The organism is Kitasatospora sp. NPDC093102, from assembly GCF_040683915.1.
Lineage (GTDB): Bacteria > Actinomycetota > Actinomycetes > Streptomycetales > Streptomycetaceae > Kitasatospora.
The window spans coordinates 1-17812 of the sequence record NZ_JBFBFA010000073.1; the positions used below are offsets into that span (position 1 = coordinate 1).

A 17812-nucleotide genomic window follows, 5' to 3' on the forward strand; every position below is an offset into this window, starting at 1 on the left:
ATTCCGCGCAGCGCGCGGCGATCCGTTCCAGTACCTCGGGGTCCACCATGCCCGGGAGCGTAGGAGCATCGCGGGCTGGAACGGGCCAGAACCCATGAAGACCTCCCTGCCCGACGATCTACACGGCAGACTGCCGCGCGTGACCAGCACGAGCACCGGGGCACGGAATCACACCAGGCCCGTGACCTGCCACTTCACGATGCACACCACTCAATGCGCCGTTCAGTCCTGATCACCGGCGCCAGCCGGGGCATCGGTCGCGCCCGCGCAAAGGTCTACCAGGCCGGCGGCGATCGCATCGCGATCACCTACCACTCCGCGTCGGCACCGGACGGCTTCCTGTCGGTGCCCTGCGACATCACGCAGCCTGACGGCGTTGGTGCGACGTTCGCCACGATCGAGGAGCAGCACGGCCCGGTCGAGGTTCTGGTGTCGAACGACGGAAGCACCCGCGACAAGCTTCTGCTCGCATTGTCCGAGGACGGCTTCACGTCGGTGCTGGAGACCAGCCTCACCGACGCCTACCGGGTGGCCAAGCTGGCGACGTGCAGGATGATCCGGCTCCGTGAGGGCCGGATCCTGTTCATCTCCTCCACGTCCGCTCTCTACGGACAGGTGGGGCCCTCCGGTTACACGGCCTCCAAGACGGGTCTGATCGGCTTCGCCCGGTCCCTGGCAGATGAACTCGCGCCCCGCAGCATCACGGTGAACGCCCTCTCCCCCAGTCTGGCCATGCTCAACGCGCTCGGTGCCGAGGAGATCAAGGGCCTGGCCGCACAGGTACCACCGGGCCAACTGGCACACCCTGACGAGATCGTGTGGGAAGCGCTGTTCCTCACCTCATCGGAGGCTGCCAACCTCACGAGTCAGTCCCTCACCGTCGACTGCGGCGCGCCCATGGGGCACTGAACTCCCGCCCTGCCGCACACGTCGGCTGGACTGCCCGCACCAGGACTTGAGACGAGATGAGAGGTCAACCATGAGGTGACGTGCCATGCGGCCCGCTCCGAGGAGCACGGGCCGCTGGGCTGCCGCCTGCACACCGGTGTTACCAGCACCAGTTCCGGCGGCACGCCCTTCCCATCACCGCCGACACATGACCGAGTTCGCGCTCACGTCATCCCCGGCGACGACCCGGGCGGCCGCCCTCGACAGAGGACTCGCCACCCGGTGTACCGCCCGACCACGGGCGGGTCCAACAGGCAATGTCAGCCCCCGGGAGCGATAGCCAGCCCCAGGGGTTCGTGCTGCCTCCACCTCCAGCAGAGACACCTCGATGATGCCTGACTCCGTTCCCGTTTGTCACGCAGGCGCGAGCGCGCCCCCTACCAGATCTACTGGCCGTGACACATCATCAACACGCCGTATCACACGGGAAGACCCCGATGCTTCCGCTTCCGCCGTGGGACTGGAAGCTTTACGACTGGACGAGCCAATGCGGCTGCGCCTACGAGAGGCCATCCACACCGCCCTGCGCACACCCGCTGCGGCGCGTCTGAATGACACCGACCGGCTGCTACGGATCGTCACCATTGCCAAGGCCGAACTCGCCCGGACCTGTGCCACCACGTCGGCCGCCCCGGAGCTCGGCCGCTGGCTCGGGGTGTCCGCCTCTGCCATCCATCAGTCTCTCTGCCGGCAACGGGCATCGTCCACGCTCGTCACCCGCCAGCGGTTCTGCGAGGCCGGCACCGTGCAGGGTTTGCTCGTCGGGGTCCCGGAGCAGATCGAGGCAACTCGGGCCGGCGACCGCCAGCACCCGCTCGCCCTCGACCGCCCCGCGCTCGCCACCCTGCTGCGCCTCGTGGAGCGGCTCTTTGCACCGGGCTGGCGTCACCGGGACGGCTGGGTGACCCCGCCGGGGTTGCTTGCCGCCCGCACGGGCCGCGGCGCACCCACCGACCGGCTCGCCCTGCTCCTCCTCGTATTGGAGGCGCGGCCTGACGGGCGGGTGCGGCTGTGCTCTGGGAGGGTGTGCAAGCGCGGGCGGGCAGCGGCAACGCTCGCCCGGCTCCTGGGCAACGGCTGCACTCCGGCAGGAGCAGCGGGGATCCTTCAACGCCTCCAGAGCGCAGGAGCGATCCAGCTGGTCCGACGGGAGACCAGCAGCCGGCTCCGCCAGCGCGGCGGGATCGTGGTGCCGACGGTGGCCCAGGACTGGGCGACGATGAAGGCCGCCCGGCAACGCTCCGCCGCGTCCCGGTTCGATACCGCCGCTCCTGCAGCGCGGCCACACCGGCGTCGCGTTGGGACGTCCCCGCAGGTGGCGAAGCCGGGGCCCGCAGGTAGTGCCGAGTTCCCAGACAACTCCGCTGCTGAAGCCCTTCACGCCTCTCACGCCGATCACTGTGCCACTGATGGTGAAGCTGATGTCGCGGTTGGTGTTTCCGGCGAAGCCGAGACGGGGGTTCCCACCGTTGCCGGTGGAGCGCACGCGTACGCGAGGAAGTCCGACACGGTCCCGACGCGTCTCGACAGCACCCCACCCGGCACGACGGTGACGCCCAAGCACCGGACCGGGGCGGTGCCGCCCCAGCTGAGCATGTCAACCGCGGCGTACCGCGTGCTGCAGGAGGCCGCGGCTCTGCTGCCGCTGATGACCGTCTGGGAGCAGCGGGAGGCTGCGCGGGCCGCTGGCGCGGCTGTGCGGGACGTTGCGGGCGATGTCGGGCGGGTGGCGCGGCGTCTGCGGTTCAGGCTCGCCTCGGCCACCTCGATCGCCAGCCCGTACGGCTGGCTGGTCCGGATCGGGCTGCGCCGTGCCAGCGACTGCGGGCGGGTCGAGTGCGAGAGCGCAATCGACGTGGTGACAGGCCTTGAGTGTGTTCCCTGCGGGTATCTCGTCGAGGGTGCAGTCAGCCGAGCGCGGCGCGCCACCGACCCGGTCGAAATACAGGCCGAGCCCCCCGCTGCGGGGCCGATTGCTTCGGAAGCCGCGGCTCTGGCCGGACGGGAGGTCCAGAAGGCCCGTGCCGAGGCCGCCTGGCTGGCCGTTCCCTGCGTGGACTGCGGCGCTCCTGGCTCGGCCGGGCTGTGTGCTGGCTGCTCGCGGGGACGGGCCATCAAGGCCGGCATCAGTGAGTGCATCAATCTGGCATTGGCCGCCCGAGCCGACCTGCGCGACTACTCCAGTGTTCGCACCGTCTGGGAGGAGGCCCGTTCGGAGATCCGCAGCGCCAGGGCCCAGGCCCGGCGCGTAACGCAGGACGAGGAGATCGCGGGTGCCAGCGAGCTGCTCGCCGTGGCCTGCACACGCGACCGATACCACCAGGACGCCCTCCGTCGTTTCAAGCTCTCGCCTGCCGTGGCTGCCGAGTCCCGCAACGCCTACGCAGCCGTGATGCGCTCCAGGCACCGGTTCGAGTCATCTGCCGCTGCCCGTCAGGCGGCTGCGGTCGGCGCTGCAGCTGCGGCAGACCGGGCGGCCACGTTCCTGCTTGACCAGCGCGTGACGGCGGTGGCCAGGATCCGTGCGGGCATCGCCGCCCGGTCCGGCGGTCGGCCCATCAGCCGTCCGGCCGCACCTGCGGATGGCGTCTGATGGGACGATCGCTCGATGTCGGCGCCTGGCTCGGCTCTGGGCAGTTCGGATTACGACGGCGAGGTGCGGTGGGAGACGGCTGCCCACGTGCCGCAGCGCTCCGTGAACACCCCGGCTACCGGCTGGAGTTCGCCCCGACCAGCCGTGAACGCGGCCGCCGCCCGCCGAGAGGAACCCCCATGTACATCGACCGCGAACAGCTCGCCGAGGTCGTCAGCTTCGTCACCGCCCGTACCCTCGAGGACGCGCCGGACGCCGGCAACGACGCGCTGACCAACGCGGTCCTGGTCGCCAGCAACGCGGTCGAGGTAACCAGTCCGGCCAGCGTCCTCACGGCGACGAAAAGCACCTGTTCGAGTCCTTCGGTCATCAGGGGCAGCTGCGGGAGGCGGGAGAACTTCTCGACAACCGCGACGCACTCTTCGCCTTGGCCGTACGCGGCGAACTGCGAAGCCGCGACTGGGAGCATCCTGGCCACCCGTGCCGGACGAGGCCCGCATCGCTGGACGCTGGCCGGGCAACAGGACGGCCCACTGCCCGGAATCGGTCTCCCTGTGACTTCCCGCAGCGCTTGCCGACCAGGTGCTCGCCGCCTGCTGGCACACCTCCTACGAGGCGATCACGGCGCTGCGCGCCTGGCGCGACGAACACCGCCACGCTGTACCGAGCCGTCGGTTCAAAACCGAGCACCACTGGCGGAGTACGAGGAGCTCGCCAACCGGGTGGTAACGGGCATTATCTGGCTCCTGGCAGTGAGCACCGTGGTCGAATAGGCCACCGCAGCCACCGTCAGATACCGCCCGCTCCGCGACGGCGGCCCTGACGACACCGCGGTGTCCGGTACGGCCTCCCCATTCGCTGACCGCGCAACTCGGTGACCGCGACCGGCCGGGGGCCAGGAGGCGGGCGGTCGGCCTCGGCGCTCAGCCGGGCAGTTCGAGAGCGGGTTGCCTGCGCGTGGCCCTGGGTTGCGCCCCGGGCGCGGGCGTAGGGCAACCAGGTAACTACCGTTCCCGAGGAGTTGGTGCGCACCACGGTCGGTCGCGAGCCCCAGTCGGGGGCACGGTGGATCGCCGGACTCCCATGGCCGATCGACGAACTCAAGCGGTGGAACTGCGTTGCTGATGGCGACGACATCTACGGCGGCATCGAGATCGTCATCCCGGTACGTCGGCACGACAGCGCAGCTGCGGCTGTGAAGGTGTCCTTCCCTCATCCCGGCAACACGAACGAACCGGAGACACTCGCAGCGTGGGAGTGGGCGCAGCGCGGTCGAACTCTTCGGGCGCGATCACCCGCGGTTCGTCGGCCTGGAGAGCGGCGAACGGCCCCGGCAGCCGGCTTCGACGACCCATAAGGTCGGGCTGGCTGCCAGGGCTGTGGGGTGTCACCGGATCGTCAGAACGGCGTTTAGACGGCGCCGCACCTCGGCTTCTCCGAGAGCGGCTGCGACGGGGTGCAGAGCGGGGCTTCGGGTCGATCCGGTGAGCAGCACGCGGATGACCTGGGATGCCTCTTTGATGGAGCCTGGGTACAGGTTGGGGTTCTGCTTGTAGGTCCTGGCGCTGTCGGCGAAGCCGAGTTCGGCGGCGACGGTGCGGATCTGGTCGAACCAGGCGTCTCCGTCTTCGAGGGGCTGGTAGCGGTCGAGCAGGCGCCGGCTGAGTTCCTGGACCACGTCCGGGGCGAGGCCGACGAATCGCGGGTCGGCGGGATCGGTGACGGGGGTGAAGAGCTGCGGGAAGAAGAAGGCGTAGTGGGTGCGGAAGTCGGCCCACTTGCGGAGGTCCTTGCGCGGGTTGTCGAATCCGTCGCGCTCGACGGCGAGGGCGCGCAACGCGAGGTCTTCCTCGTTCTCCAACGCCTCGGCGAGCGGCACGTCGTACGCCTTGGCCCACTCCTTGACGCGCTCCAGGATGGTGGCGCCGGGCAGGGCGGCGACGTGGTCGGCGCAGATGTCCTCCAGCTTCGCGAGGTTGATCAGCGCGCCCGTCACCCCGCACTCCTCCAGGCGCAGGGGCTCGCGCAGGGCCTCGCCGAGGGGCATCTCGGCGAGCCGGCCGTTGGCCAGGCCGCGCAGGTAGTACAAGACAGCCTCGGTCGGGTAGCCGGCCTGGGCGTAGTACTCGACGTCCGCCTCGGGGTCCTTGCGCTTGGAGAGCTTGCGGCGCGTCTTGCCCTCCTGCTTCATCAGGGGGGCGATGTGGGCGTAGGGGAGGCGCGGGAAGCCGAGGGCGTCGAAGAGCTGGTGATGGACGGGGACGGAGGACAGCCATTCGTCGCCGCGGATCACGATTGTGACGCCCATCAGATGGTCATCGACGGCGTGGGCGAGGTGGTAGGTCGGCAGGCGCGGCTCGGTGTTGGACGCCTTGAGGATGACGGTGTCGGCGCGGTTGTCGTCCATCTCGATCGTGCCGCGGATCAGGTCGCGGAAGGTGGTGCGTCCCGCGTCGGTGCCCGGGGAACGGAACCGCACCACGTACGGGACACCGGCGGCAAGCCGTTCACGGACCGTGTCGTCGACGGCATCACGCCACGGCGCCCACTGGCCGTAGTAGCCACTGGGCACCTTCTTGGCGAGCTGGTCGGCGCGCAGCGCCTCCAGCTCGTCCTTCGTGGCGAAGCACGGGTAAGCCCGGCCCTGACGCATCAGCTCGCGGACGTAGGTCTGGTAGATGCGGGCGCGCCGGGACTGGGTGTAGGGCCCGTAGAGGCCGGTGGCGTCAGTCTCGTCCGAGGCGACGCCGAAGTGGCGGAAAGCGCGGTCGAAGCGGTCGACGGCCCCTTCGACTTCGCGGGCCTGGTCGGTGTCCTCGATGCGCACGAAGTACACGCCGCCGCTCTGGCGGGCGATGGCCGCGTCGATCGCGGCGACGTGGATGCCGCCAATGTGCGCGTGGCCGGTGGGGCTGGGGCAGAACCGGGTGACCTCCGCGCCAGCAGGCAGCTGGCGGGCGGGGTACTGCTGCTCCCAGAAGGACGGCTCGGGCAGGTCCAGGTCGAAAAGTGCGTCGATCTCGCTGGGGTTGAGCACGGGTCCTCCGGGTGCGGTGTGTTCTCGCCGTGACGGCGGCCGGGCGGTGGCTCGGTCGGCACCGGCGGGCCGGGCCGCTGACCCGCATGGTACGCGAGCGAGCGGCCCGGCCTGCCCTAACGTTGTGCGTACGAGCGGGAGTTCGATGAGTGAGTGAGTGTCAGACGGGGACCTCGAGGGAGTCTCGGCGTGCCTGTCTCCTCCAGTACCGGGCCTCGGGGCGTCAGGGGATGCCAGCTCGGCGGGGTGTCGGGTACGCCGTGCAGGCCGGTGCAGGAGTGTGGCAGCCCGTTCCAGTCGGTGCCGGTGAGCTCGGGCGGCAGGGCCTGGTCGGCAGGGCTGTGACCGGCCGTTGTCGTCTTGATCACGGCCGCAGAGTTCCAGTCGGCTCCGACACTCGGCGCGCCGGTGAGGCACAGCGGCACATGCGGGGCGGCCTCTATCAGTGCCGGGACGACCGGGAGGGCACCGTCCGCGCTCGGTTCAGAACGTTCGAGGCGAGTGCGGCGTCCGTCACCCGGTACCGCACCGAGCGAAGGCCTCTCGTCACGGTCGACGCCGTCGGCACACCCGACGGGATCGCCGTCCGTGCGCCCGCCGTACTGCGGCGGCGTGGCGGTCGGGTCGGGCCGGTCGACCGCTTGGCACCGCCTTCCCGGCTCTGTCATCCTGCGGGAACGGCGGCCGGGGGAGGGCCGTCGGCTGGTCCGTGCTTCAGGGGGTCCGGTGGGATCGATCGGTGTGGTGTGCGCGGTGGCCGCGCTCCTCGGGGCGGGGCTGCTGCGGTGGCTGCCGGCCTGGGGGAGGTCTGACGGTCTGACGGCCGCGGGGATCGCGGGGGTGCGCGGGGGGTCGAAGGCCGCACTGGTGGTGGCCGTCGTCGAACTGCACCTCGCGGGGGTGCTCGACACCGACCGGCGGGGGCGCCTGCGGCGGGTGGTGCACGCCCACTCCGGGCAGGACGCGACTCCACTGCACCGGGCCGCGCGGACGGCGTTCGGCCGGGACCTGTCCTGGGCCGACGCCGTGACCACCCCGCCCGTGCGGCGGGCCCGCGAGGAGACCCGCACCGACCTGGTCCACTGCGGCCTGCGCTGCGGTTCGGCCCGGCTGGCCGCGTCGACCCTGCTGGCCGCGGCCACGAGCGCCACGGGCGCCCTCGCCACCGCGCGGGGGCCTGGTGGACGGGCCTGCCCGTAGCCGTACTCCCGCTCGTCCTGCTCTGCGCCCCGGCCCGCACCCTGGCCGGACACCGGCTGCTGCGCGAACTGCGCCGCCGGAACCCCCTGAGCGGGGCGGCAGCGTCCGGCGGCACGCCGTCAGGGCCCGACGGGGCAGGGCTACTGACCGCGCTGTACGGACGCCGGGCGCTGCACCTGCTGCTGCCGGACTTCGCCGCCCGGGCCGGGCTGCTCGGCGGGCGCGGGGCACGGGAGACCGTCGCCCGCACCGGCAGCGACTACGGCCCGTACGAGGGGTCCGGCGACGCCGCGAGCTACAGCGGCGACCTCTGAAGTCGCGACCTGCGGAGACGTCAGGTTGATTTTCGTGTATCGCGAACGATCGCTTGCGGACGCGGTCAAGGCCGGGCTGGAGAACCGTCAGCCTCCAGGCCGAACTGCCGCAGCCGTTCCGCGCCCGCCGTGCCCCCAGTCCGGGCGTGCAGCTCAGCCAGCCTCGTCAGGGCCAGGGGGCTTCCGGCGTTGGCGGCCCGCTGATACAGCCGTTCCGCGCCGGCCGCGTCCCCCACCCACCCGCCCGCGCAGCCAGACCAGCGCCGTCAGGGCCAAGGGACTTCCGGCGTCGGCGGCACGCTCGAAAGGCGTGTCGCGCCATACCAGCCCTCAGCCCGAAGGCGCCCCATAGTCAGATTCCGCAGGACCGCCAGGTGCCCGGCGTCAGCGCAGTGCGGTGCCGGTGCGGGTAGGAGCAGCGCGAGAGCACCGGGTGCGGGTCTTCCCGCCGAGGCTGGGCCCGGCTATCGTCCGCGGTCGCCGTCGGCAGATTGTCCGGCTTGGCGTCGGCCGGGTCCCGGCCCCTGGGCTGTCCGCCCGGGGGCCGGGGGTGATGGTGTCGGGCCGGTCAGGCCCACAGGGTGTGGAGAGCGGTGGTCACGCGGTCGATGTCGTGGCCGGTCATGGCCGGGTAGCAGGGCAGCGAGAGCTGTCGGCTGGCGGCCTGCTCGGTCACGGGCAGCGGGTGATCGGCGGCGTCGTGGTAGGCCTGGAGGGTGTGGACGGGCCTGAAATGGACGCTGGTGGCGATGCGGTGCTCGGCCAGGAGGCGTTCGGCGAGGCGGGTGCGGTCTATCGGCGCGGCGTGGGGGTCGACGAGGATCGGATAGAGGAACCAGCCGTGCTCGGTTGTGGGCAGGACGGCGGGCAGAGTCAGGCCCGGCAGGCCCACGAGGGCGTCGGTGTAGGCGGCGGCGATCTCGGCGCGGCGGGCGGTGAAGGCGGGCAGCTTGCGGTGCTGGGCGAGGCCGAGGGCGGCGTTCAGGTCCGACATCACGTACTTGAGGCCGGGAACGGTGACGTCGTAGTCGGCGGTGTTGCCCTTGCCGTGCCGTTTCCAGGCGGAGGAGTCGATGCCGTGCCGGCCGAGCAGGCGGGCCTTGGCGATCAGGTCGGCCCGGCCGGCCAGCATGCCGCCCTCGCCGGTGGTCATGACCTTGTTCGCGTAGAAGCTGAAGACGGTGAGGTCGCCGACACTGCCGGCACGTATGCCGTCGCGGCTGGCCCGCAGGGCGTGGGCGGCGTCCTCGACGAGCAGGAGGTGGTGCTCGTCGGCGAGTTCGCGAAAGGCCCGCAGGTCGCACGGGTGGCCGCCGTAGTGCATGACGACGATGGCCCTGGTGCGGGGGGTGATCGCGGCACGGGCCGCGGCGGGGTCGATGTTGAGTGTGACGGGTTCGATGTCGACGAAGACCGGTCGGGCGCCAGCCTGGCGCATGGCGTTGGGGGCGGCGCAGAAGGTCATGCTCGGGGTGATGACTTCGTCGCCCGGCCCGATGCCGGCGGCCAGGAGGGCCAGGTGCAGGGCTGCGGTGCAGGAGGACACCGCGAAGGTGTCCTGGACGCCGAGGTCCTCGCGCACGGCCTGCTCGAACGCGGCGGCCTTCGGGCCGTGGGTGAGCCAGCCGGAGCGGATGGTCTCGGTGGCCTCGGCGATCTCCTCGTCCCCGAGCAGGGGCCGGTTCCACGGCAGGACTTCCGTGGTAGTGGTGGTCACTTCGTGCTCCAGTCGGTGTTGGTGTACTCGGCGTGCAAGCGCAGGCAGTCGTCGGTGGCGGCCGCCTCGAGGCGTCCCGTTTCGAGCGCGGCCAGCAGGCCCTGGTAGTTGTCGTAGGCGGGCGCGTTGACGTCGCCGAGCGTCCCGCCGGTGACGGTGTCGGCGATCTCGGCCACGCCAGCGGCCAGGGTGCGGGTGCAGGCGTCGGGCAGGAGGTTGTGCAGGCGGGCGAAGCTGGTGCGGTAGTCCCGTGCGTCTGCCTCGTCGCGTTCGGGCCCGCGGTCGATGCGCGCGCCGGGGACCGCGGCGGCGACCGTCTCGGCGATCTGGGCGATGGTGTAGTTCTCCGTGTCGGCGCCCACGTTCAGGATCCGCAGCGTCTTCGGGTCGGCGAGGACTGCCTCGAGGACCTCGGCGACGTCCTGGACGTGGACGAGGGGGCGTCGCTGGGAGCCGCCGTTGAGCGGGATGCGCCCGGTGGTGACGGCCTGGGCGGTCATGCGGTTGACGACGCTGTCCAGGCGCTGGCGCGGGGAGCGGCCGTGCACGGTCGCCAGGCGCAGCACCGTCAGGGCGGCGGTGTCCTGGAGCAGGTCGGTCAGGCGGCGTTCGGCGAGGACCTTGGTGCGGGCGTAGACGCCGAGCGGGTTGGGTCCGGTGTCCTCGGTGACGGTGCCCTCGTGGCTGCCGTAGACGCTGCAGGAGGAGAAGAGGACGTAGTGGGGCACGCCGGCGTCGCGGGCGGCCTCGGCGGCCAGGACGGGCGAGGCGTAGTTGAGTTCGACGGCGAGCTGGGGGTCGGTGGCGCAGGCGGGCTCGCCGACCAGGCCGCCGAGGTGCACGACGGCGTCCGCGCCGGTGGCGGCGCGGCGCAGCGCGGCGGGGTCGCGCAGGTCGGCGTGGACGAACTCGGTGTCGTGGGGCAGGAGTCGGGTGGGATCGTCGCCGCGGTGGTAGATGAGGCCGTCGACGGCGGTGACGTGGTGGCCGAGGCGGGTGAGGTGGTGGGCGGCGACGGTGCCGATGTAGCCGGCGCCGCCGAGCAGCACGATGCGCATGGGGTAGGGGTGCCTTTCGTGGTTGGGGTCGGGCCCGGCCCCGTGGCCGGGCCCGCTGGGGTGTCAGTGCACGGGCTGGAGGGTGGGCTGCTTGGGGGTGGTGAAGGCGGCCTTGCCGAGGGCGGTGCCGTGCAGGTCGGCCAGGCGCGGGACGAGGGTGACGTCGAGCTGGTCGACGGGGTGGAGCAGTCCGCGCTCGCAGATCCGGGCGGTCCAGACGTCGGCGCGGGTGGTGGGGTAGGCGAGGTTGACGCCGATCTCGCCCTTGGGGAGGAAGCCGTTGAACGGGGCCGCGATGTGGCGGTCGTTCCAGTAGGCGTAGGCGCCGTGGGCCTTGGCCTGCTCGATGAGGGCGAACAGCTGCGGGTAGCGGGGGCTGGTGCGCAGTTCGCGGAAGAGGAGCTGGCCGAGCAGGCGAGGGGCGACGGCGGTGAGCTCGTCGAGTCCGGCGGCGCGGAAGGTCATCTCGCGCACGTCCTGGCCGGGGTCCAGGGCGGTGCAGGCGAACAGGTGGGACAGGCGGCGACGCACGTAGTCGGGGGCGGCCTCGGCAAGGTCGGGTTCGACGGCGCCGACGAGCTGGAGGAGCGTGTCGTGGTCGGGCCGGAAGCGGGCCAGGTCGAAGAGGCGGTCCATGCCGGGGGCGGCGGCGAACGCCAGGCGCTTGTACAGGCGGTTGTTCATCTCGCCGAGGTCCGCGTACTTGCGGGTCTCGGGCGATTGGGAGTGCAGCATCAGGTACTCGGAGAGGACCTCGAAGTAGAGGTAGCCGAGGAATGGGAAGGCGGTGATTGCGTGGGCGAGGCGGTCGAGGAAGGCGCGCGGATCGGTGGCGGTGCCGGCGGCGTTGGCGAGCAGCAGGTCGAGGAAGGCGGCCGTGGTGCGGATGCGGCGCAGGACGGCGGCCCGCAGCTCGGTGTCCTCGGCCTGGGTCAGGGCGTGGCGGTGCTGGAGGTAGGTGGCGAGATGGATTCCGCCCAGGCGCAGGTAGTCGATGCCCTCCGCGGGGGCGGGCCTCTCGGGGGTGATCTCGATGACGAGGACCTGGCGGTGGCCCTTGGTTTCGAGGAGGTAGGAGCCGAGGTTGTGGGGGCGCAGCCCGGCCGGGGTGGGTGTGAGCGGGGCGCAGTACAGGGCGCCGACGAGGCAGCCGGCTGCGCCGAGGAGCTGGCCGCTGGTGCGGATGGCGTCGAGGGCGGCGGTGGTGTGCATGAGGTGCAGGGGGGTGCCGCTGGTGAGGGTGTGGAGCATGGCGTTGTCGCGGGCCAGCAGGGCGCCGCCGGGGGTCTGGTGGTGGAGGTGGTGGCGCCAGTGGGCCTCGCTGTGGGCGAGGCCGGCGGGGGCGGGGCGGTCGTGGTCGCGGGTGTGGTCGGTGTGGGCGTAGTGCCACTCGTCGTTCAACGGGGCTCCCGGTCGGGGTGGGTGAGGGTGCGGGTGGCGTGGTGGAGCGCTTCGTGGTGGGTGGCGCCGTCGAGGCGGGCGTGTTCGCTGCGGAGCATGAGGTCGAAGGCGAGGGAGTGCAGTGCAGTGGTGAGGGGGACGCGCAGGTGGGCGGGGTCGGGCCACCAGCGGGTGGCGGGCAGGCGGTAGCGGTCGAGGGCGTCGGCGGCTTTGAGGAGGTCGGTCAGCTGCCGGGCGTGGCGGTAGGCGTGGTCGTGGCGGGTGTCGGTGCCGTAGGGCACGTCGTGGAGGGCGATGGCGGTGGCGGCCTGCCGCAGCAGGTGTTCGGGCAGGTCAGGGATGCCAAGCGTTGCGGTGACCTGATGGTGGTGCTGGTCGAGCCAGGTGGCGGCGCGCCGACCGTGGCCGGGGTCGGCGCGATCGTTGTGCCGGCGGCAGTCGTGGACGGCCGCGGCCACCGTGAGGGCCCGGCTCTGGTCGGCGTCCAACTGGTACTCGGCGGCGAGGACGGTGGCGAGCAGCGCGACGCGGGCGTTGTGACGCACTCCGTGGAGGGTGTCGGTGAGCGCGGGGTCGGCGAACCAGTCCTCGCTGGGCACGAGAACGGCACTCTGCGGGGTGAGGGCGGCGGGACCGCTTGCCGTGTCGGGGCGGTTGCGGGCGACCCAGTGGAGGGTGACCCGGTCCATCAGCTGGTGGTCCGGCAGCCGTCCTCGAGCGGCGAGTTCGTGGAGCGCGGGCACGGGCAGGGGTCTCCCTATCAGGCCGGGACGGCTGTGCGGGTGGTGACCGGGGTGGAGCGGCCGGTGGTGGCCGCCGTGAGGAGCGCTTCGGCGGCGGTGATGGCCGCGGTGCCGTCGGTGAGGGTGACGAGCAGGTCGCTGCCGTACCCGAGGAGGGCGTCGCGCATCAGTTCGTGCTGGACGGTGAACGGGGCGGGGCGTTCGGCCAGCGGCAGGCGGATCGCCGGGCCGGCGCTCACCCCGGGGAAGCCGGCGTTCTCGCGGCGGCGGGCGCTGTTGGTGTGGTGGGTGAGGGTGCCCGCCAGGGCGTCGGCGGTCAGCAGGCCCGCCTCGGTGTGGACTTGGAGGGTGCGCGCTTTGGCGGGACTGACCCAGTCGGCGTGGAGTTGCAGGAGCCGGTGGTCGCCGAGGTGGGCGGTGGCGGTGACGATGTCCTCGTGGGGGCCGGCGAGGCGCACGGTGTCGGCGGTGACGGAGCGGATGGGGGCGCGGGCGAGCCACGCGCCGAGGTCGAGGTCGTGCACGGCGAGGTCCAGGGCCACGCCGACGTCCCGGATCCGGCCCGAGTAGGGGCCCTGGCGGCGCGCGGTGATGTGCCACAGGTCACCGAAGTGTCCGGCGTGGAGCAGCCGGGCGAGTTCGGCGGCCGGGGCGGTGTGCCGTTCGGTGTGGCCGACCGCCGCGAGGACGCCGGCGTTGCGGAAGGCGTCCTCGATTCGCCAGGCGGCAGCGGCACTTGCGGCGAGGGGTTTTTCCACGAGCGCGGCGACGCCTGCGGCGGCGAGCTGGAGTGCGATGTCCTCGTGGGCGGCGGTGGGGGCTGCGACGACGCAGTAGTCGAGGTCGAGGTGCAGCAGGTCCTGGACGCGGGCGACGGTGCGGTGGCCGGGGAAGTCGGCGCGGCGGCGGGGGTCGGGGTCGGCCAGGGCGACGAGGTCGACGCCCGGCAGGGCGGCCAGGGTGCGGGCGTGGACGCCGCCGGCCCAGCCGAGGCCGACCACGGCGGCCTTCAGGGTCTTCATCACGATGCTCCGTTGCAAGACGAGGCGGGCTGGTCGAGGTACGGCGGGCGGGTCACGGCCGGGCCGGGCGCCGTCCACGCGGCCAGGCGGCCATCGCTGGTCTCCGCGCGCATCCACGGCGGTATGGCCGCCGGGGTGGAGCGCACCCAGTCCACGTAGCGGGCGATGCCCTCGGTGACGGTGACGGCCGGGGCCCAGTCCAGGACGCGGTGCATGAGCGCGGTGTCGGCCCGGCCGCCCAGCGGGTCGCCCGCGGCGGGCGGCGCCGTGCGCACCGTGGTGCCGGGGAAGTGGGCGAGCACGTGCTCGGCGACCTCGCTGACCGAGGTCTGTACTCCGGTGCCGAGGTTGAGGGTCCGACCGGCCGCGCCCGGTGCGGTCAGCGCGCGCACGATGGCGTCGGCCGCGTCGTCGCGGAACACGAAGTCGCGTACCTGCCGGCCGCCGCCGTTGAGGAGCAGTTCCTGGCCGAGTGCGGCGTACATGGTGAACTGGGCGACCACCCAGGACGCGGCACCCGGCTTGGGGACCTGGCCGGGCCCGTAGACCGAGAAGGGGCGCAGCAGCGTGAAGTCGCGGCCGGCCGCGGTGAGAAGCTGACGGGTGTGCAGTTCGGCCCACAGCTTCGCGGAGGCGTAGGGGTTGAGGGGCTGGTAGGGCTGGGTCTCGGTGAACAGGCGCGGGCGCGTCGTGTCGGTGTCGGGGTCGCCGTGGCCGTAGACCTGGGCGGTGGAGAGCAGTATGAGGCGGCGTATCGAGGGGCTGTCGGCGACGGCGCGCACGAGGGTGTCGGTTGCGGCGAGGTTGGAGCGAAAAGCCGTGTCCGGGTCGGCGAGGCAGCCCTGGACAGTGGAGTGGGCGGCAGCGTGGACGACGAAGTCGGCGTCGTGGACGAGGTGGCGCACGAGGTCGTTGTCGCTGGCGTCGCCGAACACCAGGTCCGGGTCGTGGCGGCCGGTGCCCAGCAGGGCGACGGTGGCGGGCTCGTAGGCGGAGAGGTTGTCGAGCAGGACGGGCCGGGCGCCGGCGCGCCGCAGGGCGTCGCGTACGGCGGTGCCGATGAAGCCGGCGCCGCCGGTGACCAGGACGCGCGCGCCGTGCAGCGGACTGTCGGTGGTGGTCATGAGGGTTGTCCTTGTCGGGGTAGGGATCAGGAGCAGATGAGGGTGCCGGAGAACTTGGTGACGGCGAAGTAGCCGCGTTCGCCGATGACCTGCCGTACTGCGGCCGCGACGTGCGACTCGAGGGCGTCGAGCAGGGCGGGCAGCGCCGCGGCAGGGCCGGCGGAGGCGGAGCAGTGGTAGGAGGCGCGGTAGAAGTCCATGAACGGGTCGACGCTCGCGAACTGGAGCTGGTCCTGCCATTCCAGGACGCGGACCCGGTCGAAGTGCGGTGCGAGGAGGCGGCGGCCGTTGGCGAGGGAGATCCGGGCCTTGGGCGAGGCCTTGGCCAGGTGGGCGGGGCCGCCCGCCGCGCGCAGCGCCCGGAGGTGGACGTCGTACATCTCGACCATGGAGTCCGGCTGGTCGGTGGTGAGCAGGAACCGGCCTCCGGGCCGCAGGACGCGCCTGGCCTCGGCGAAGAGCGTGGTGAGGTCGGCGACGTAGTGCGCGGTGTACACGCACATCACCCGGTCGAAGTCGTCGTCCGTGAACGCCTGGAGGCTGTCGGCGCTGCCCTCGACCCAGTCGCAGGGGGTCGCCACGCCAGCCATCCGCCGTCGTGCCGCCTCCAGCATGGCCGGGGCGATGTCGAGGCCGGTGATGTGGCCGGCCGCCAGATGCGGGCGCAGCCGCTCCAGGACGAACGCGTTGCCGCAGCCCAGGTCGAGCAGCTCTTCGGTCCCGCGCAGGGCGAGGGCTTCCAGGAGATGGTCGTGCAGTGCCTTCGGGTTGGTGCGGTAGCGGTCGTGGACGCGCTGCTTGACCTCCAGGGCCTCGGCGTCGGTGAAGTAGGCGGAGCAGGCGTCTTCGGCCGTCAGGACGGCGTGCTTGGTGGGGATCACCCGCCGGGCCAGCCGGGCGAGGCCTGGCGTGCGGAAGTCCTGCGCTCCGGTGACGGTCGTCAACGCTCGCTCCCATCGGGTGGAATCGCCCGTGCCGTCCCGGTGCGGAGGACACCGGGACCTGGTATGGCGGCGGGGCTTGGGACATCAACGGTGCGGCCGGCACCGGGCGAGAGGGAAGGGGCGCACCCGGTGCCGTACCGGTGCGGTCATGAGCACCGCCAGAGCACCGCCGGTTCACCTGTTGGCGCCCGGCCTGCCGCAGTAGCGTCAGACGGATCGACCACCACGTTGAGGGAGGGGAAACCGGTTGGCCGAGGATCCTTGTGATCACCCACTCGCCCGGGCACGGGCCGTTCGCAATCTGGAGCGATCCGACCTGGCGAGGGAACTGCGCGAGAACAGCGCCAAGTTCGGCATACCTCTGGGAACGGGCCGGGACGGCGTCCTACGCTGGGAGAGCGGCCGTACTCCCGACGACCCCACGCAGCTGGTGATGGCGGACCTGTTCGGCATCGACAGCGACCTGATCGACTCCTACCCGTGGCCGCGGTGGCTGGAGTTCGATCCGCTCCAGCAGCCCGACGACTACCCGTGGACCGGCCCCGGCGCCCTGGGGGCCCTCAGATATGCGATCGGAAGTGGCATGAAGCGGCGGACCTTCGTCATCGGCTCTACGATGCTGACCACGACCCTGCTGTCCTGGCTCACCGCGGACCCCCTCGAAGCCGCGCAGCTCACGAGTGGCCGGCGGCTCAGCGAGGGCGCCGTCACCTCCATCGAACGCTGTGTCAGGGAACTGCGCCTGACCGACGACGAGGACGGCGGTGGCACGCTGATCCGCGACACGGCAGCGACGCTGGCCGCGGTGACCGACCTCCTGTCGAACCGCAGCCACTCGCTCGCTCACGAGAGCCGCCTGTACGCGGCCGGCGCCGACCTCGCCCGCATCCGGGCCTGGGCGGTGTTCGATGTCCACGGGCGCTGCGACGACCTGACGTTCAAGGCCGCGCTGCAAGCCGCGCACGCAGCCGGCGACCCGGCGCTCGGAGCCCACATTCTCACGTTCTGGTCCGCCGCCGCCTACAACTGCGGACGACCCGCCGACGCGGAGGCCATGGCCTCCGCAGCGCTGGCCTCTGTCCGTGGCAAGGCCGCTCCGCGGGTGGAGGCTCTGGTCCTCGCACGCCGGGCACGCGCCCGCTCACACCTCGATGACACTGGCTGCTGGAACGACCTCGAAGCCGCCCTGGTGCTGCTGGAAGCCGCCGAACGCGATCCGGGCGACGAACCGGACTGGGCGTACTGGTTCAACGCCTCCGAGTACGAAGGCTGCCTGGCGTCCACCCAGCTGGCCATGGGCCGCGCCGACCAGGCCGAGGAGACCTTCGCCCGGCAGTCGCGTGCGTTCAGCGGCGCCGCGGTGCGAACCCAGGCCCTCTACTTCGTCCGGATGGCCGACGCACAGCTGCAACAGGGCCACATCGAGCACGCGTGTGCCACCGCCCACCAGGCACTCGACCTCACCGCCGAGATCAGCTCCCACCGCGCCGTCGAACCCCTCAGGGCGCTGGGCTCCAGCATGGCGGCCCAGAGCAGCACACCCGAGGTCCGCGAGTTGCGGGAACGCATCGCCGCCCTCGTCTAACAGCTCTGACGGCCCGCGCCCGCCGGCCCAATGAGTGGTGTGCATCGTGAAGTGGCAGGTCACGGGCCTGGTGTGATTCCGTGCCCCGGTGCTCGTGCTGGTCACGCGCGGCAGTCTGCCGTGTAG

At 72.0% G+C, this 17812-nt stretch carries 13 protein-coding genes; 5 read left to right on the plus strand and 8 right to left on the minus strand.

What is annotated here, in order from left to right; genetic code table 11:
- Window positions 1–213: 213 nt before the first annotated feature.
- The 3 genes from AB0O11_RS37325 (at window position 214) to AB0O11_RS37335 (ending at window position 4314) form a co-directional block, all read left to right on the plus strand.
- Entirely contained in the window at window positions 214–909 is a 696-nt protein-coding gene (locus tag AB0O11_RS37325) for an SDR family oxidoreductase (protein WP_363396419.1), read from the plus strand.
- A 493-nt stretch (window positions 910–1402) separates the two neighbouring features.
- Window positions 1403–3541 (plus strand): hypothetical protein, encoded by a 2139-nt coding sequence (locus tag AB0O11_RS37330; protein ID WP_363396422.1) that lies wholly within the window; start codon window positions 1403–1405, stop codon window positions 3539–3541.
- Between the two features lie 179 nt (window positions 3542–3720).
- Window positions 3721–4314, plus strand: coding sequence for a hypothetical protein (locus AB0O11_RS37335; protein WP_363396424.1), 594 nt, complete (start codon window positions 3721–3723; stop codon window positions 4312–4314).
- 614 nt (window positions 4315–4928) lie between these two features.
- On the opposite strand, the gene AB0O11_RS37340 is transcribed toward AB0O11_RS37335, so the two are convergent.
- On the minus strand, window positions 4929–6578 hold the full coding sequence (locus tag AB0O11_RS37340; protein WP_363396427.1) for a glutamate--tRNA ligase family protein: 1650 nt from the start codon (window positions 6576–6578) through the stop codon (window positions 4929–4931).
- 726 nt (window positions 6579–7304) lie between these two features.
- On the opposite strand from AB0O11_RS37340, the gene AB0O11_RS37345 reads away from it, so the two are divergent.
- Complete coding sequence (locus tag AB0O11_RS37345) at window positions 7305–7778, plus strand: hypothetical protein (RefSeq protein ID WP_363396430.1); 474 nt, start codon at window positions 7305–7307, stop codon at window positions 7776–7778.
- A gap of 882 nt (window positions 7779–8660) precedes the next feature.
- On the opposite strand, the gene AB0O11_RS37350 is transcribed toward AB0O11_RS37345, so the two are convergent.
- The 7 genes from AB0O11_RS37350 to AB0O11_RS37380 all read right to left on the minus strand — a co-directional run bounded on the left by AB0O11_RS37350 (window position 8661) and on the right by AB0O11_RS37380 (window position 16101).
- Window positions 8661–9809 (minus strand): DegT/DnrJ/EryC1/StrS family aminotransferase, encoded by a 1149-nt coding sequence (locus AB0O11_RS37350; RefSeq protein ID WP_363396433.1) that lies wholly within the window; start codon window positions 9807–9809, stop codon window positions 8661–8663.
- On the minus strand, window positions 9806–10867 hold the full coding sequence (locus AB0O11_RS37355; protein ID WP_363396436.1) for an NAD(P)-dependent oxidoreductase: 1062 nt from the start codon (window positions 10865–10867) through the stop codon (window positions 9806–9808). Before AB0O11_RS37355 ends, AB0O11_RS37350 begins: the two co-directional genes overlap by 4 nt.
- 63 nt (window positions 10868–10930) lie before the next feature.
- A complete protein-coding gene (locus tag AB0O11_RS37360; protein WP_363396439.1) occupies window positions 10931–12268 on the minus strand; it encodes a hypothetical protein in 1338 nt (445 codons plus the stop codon).
- A complete protein-coding gene (locus AB0O11_RS37365; RefSeq protein ID WP_363396442.1) occupies window positions 12265–13011 on the minus strand; it encodes a hypothetical protein in 747 nt (248 codons plus the stop codon). Before AB0O11_RS37365 ends, AB0O11_RS37360 begins: the two co-directional genes overlap by 4 nt.
- 17 nt (window positions 13012–13028) lie before the next feature.
- The gene (locus tag AB0O11_RS37370) at window positions 13029–14033 is read right to left on the minus strand and encodes a Gfo/Idh/MocA family oxidoreductase (protein ID WP_363396445.1); all 1005 of its coding nucleotides are present in this window, start codon (window positions 14031–14033) and stop codon (window positions 13029–13031) included.
- Window positions 14033–15157 (minus strand): NAD-dependent epimerase/dehydratase family protein, encoded by a 1125-nt coding sequence (locus AB0O11_RS37375; protein WP_363396448.1) that lies wholly within the window; start codon window positions 15155–15157, stop codon window positions 14033–14035. Before AB0O11_RS37375 ends, AB0O11_RS37370 begins: the two co-directional genes overlap by 1 nt.
- Before the next feature lie 26 nt (window positions 15158–15183).
- Entirely contained in the window at window positions 15184–16101 is a 918-nt protein-coding gene (locus tag AB0O11_RS37380) for a methyltransferase domain-containing protein (protein ID WP_363396451.1), read from the minus strand.
- 433 nt (window positions 16102–16534) lie between these two features.
- Here AB0O11_RS37380 and AB0O11_RS37385 point away from each other — a divergent pair, with 433 nt between their 5' ends.
- The gene (locus AB0O11_RS37385; RefSeq protein ID WP_363396454.1) at window positions 16535–17686 is read left to right on the plus strand and encodes an XRE family transcriptional regulator; all 1152 of its coding nucleotides are present in this window, start codon (window positions 16535–16537) and stop codon (window positions 17684–17686) included.
- The last annotated feature ends 126 nt before the right edge of the window (window positions 17687–17812 follow it).

What these genes read in the sequence shown, in the direction of transcription:
- AB0O11_RS37375 (WP_363396448.1), bottom strand. Translation starts at nt 15,157, where the DNA reads ATGACCACCACCGACAGTCCGCTGCACGGCGCGCGCGTCCTGGTCACC.
- AB0O11_RS37355 (WP_363396436.1), bottom strand. Translation starts at nt 10,867, where the DNA reads ATGCGCATCGTGCTGCTCGGCGGCGCCGGCTACATCGGCACCGTCGCC.
- AB0O11_RS37385 (WP_363396454.1), top strand. Translation starts at nt 16,535, where the DNA reads ATGGCGGACCTGTTCGGCATCGACAGCGACCTGATCGACTCCTACCCG.
- AB0O11_RS37370 (WP_363396445.1), bottom strand. Translation starts at nt 14,033, where the DNA reads ATGAAGACCCTGAAGGCCGCCGTGGTCGGCCTCGGCTGGGCCGGCGGC.
- AB0O11_RS37325 (WP_363396419.1), top strand. Translation starts at nt 214, where the DNA reads ATGCGCCGTTCAGTCCTGATCACCGGCGCCAGCCGGGGCATCGGTCGC.
- AB0O11_RS37335 (WP_363396424.1), top strand. Translation starts at nt 3,721, where the DNA reads ATGTACATCGACCGCGAACAGCTCGCCGAGGTCGTCAGCTTCGTCACC.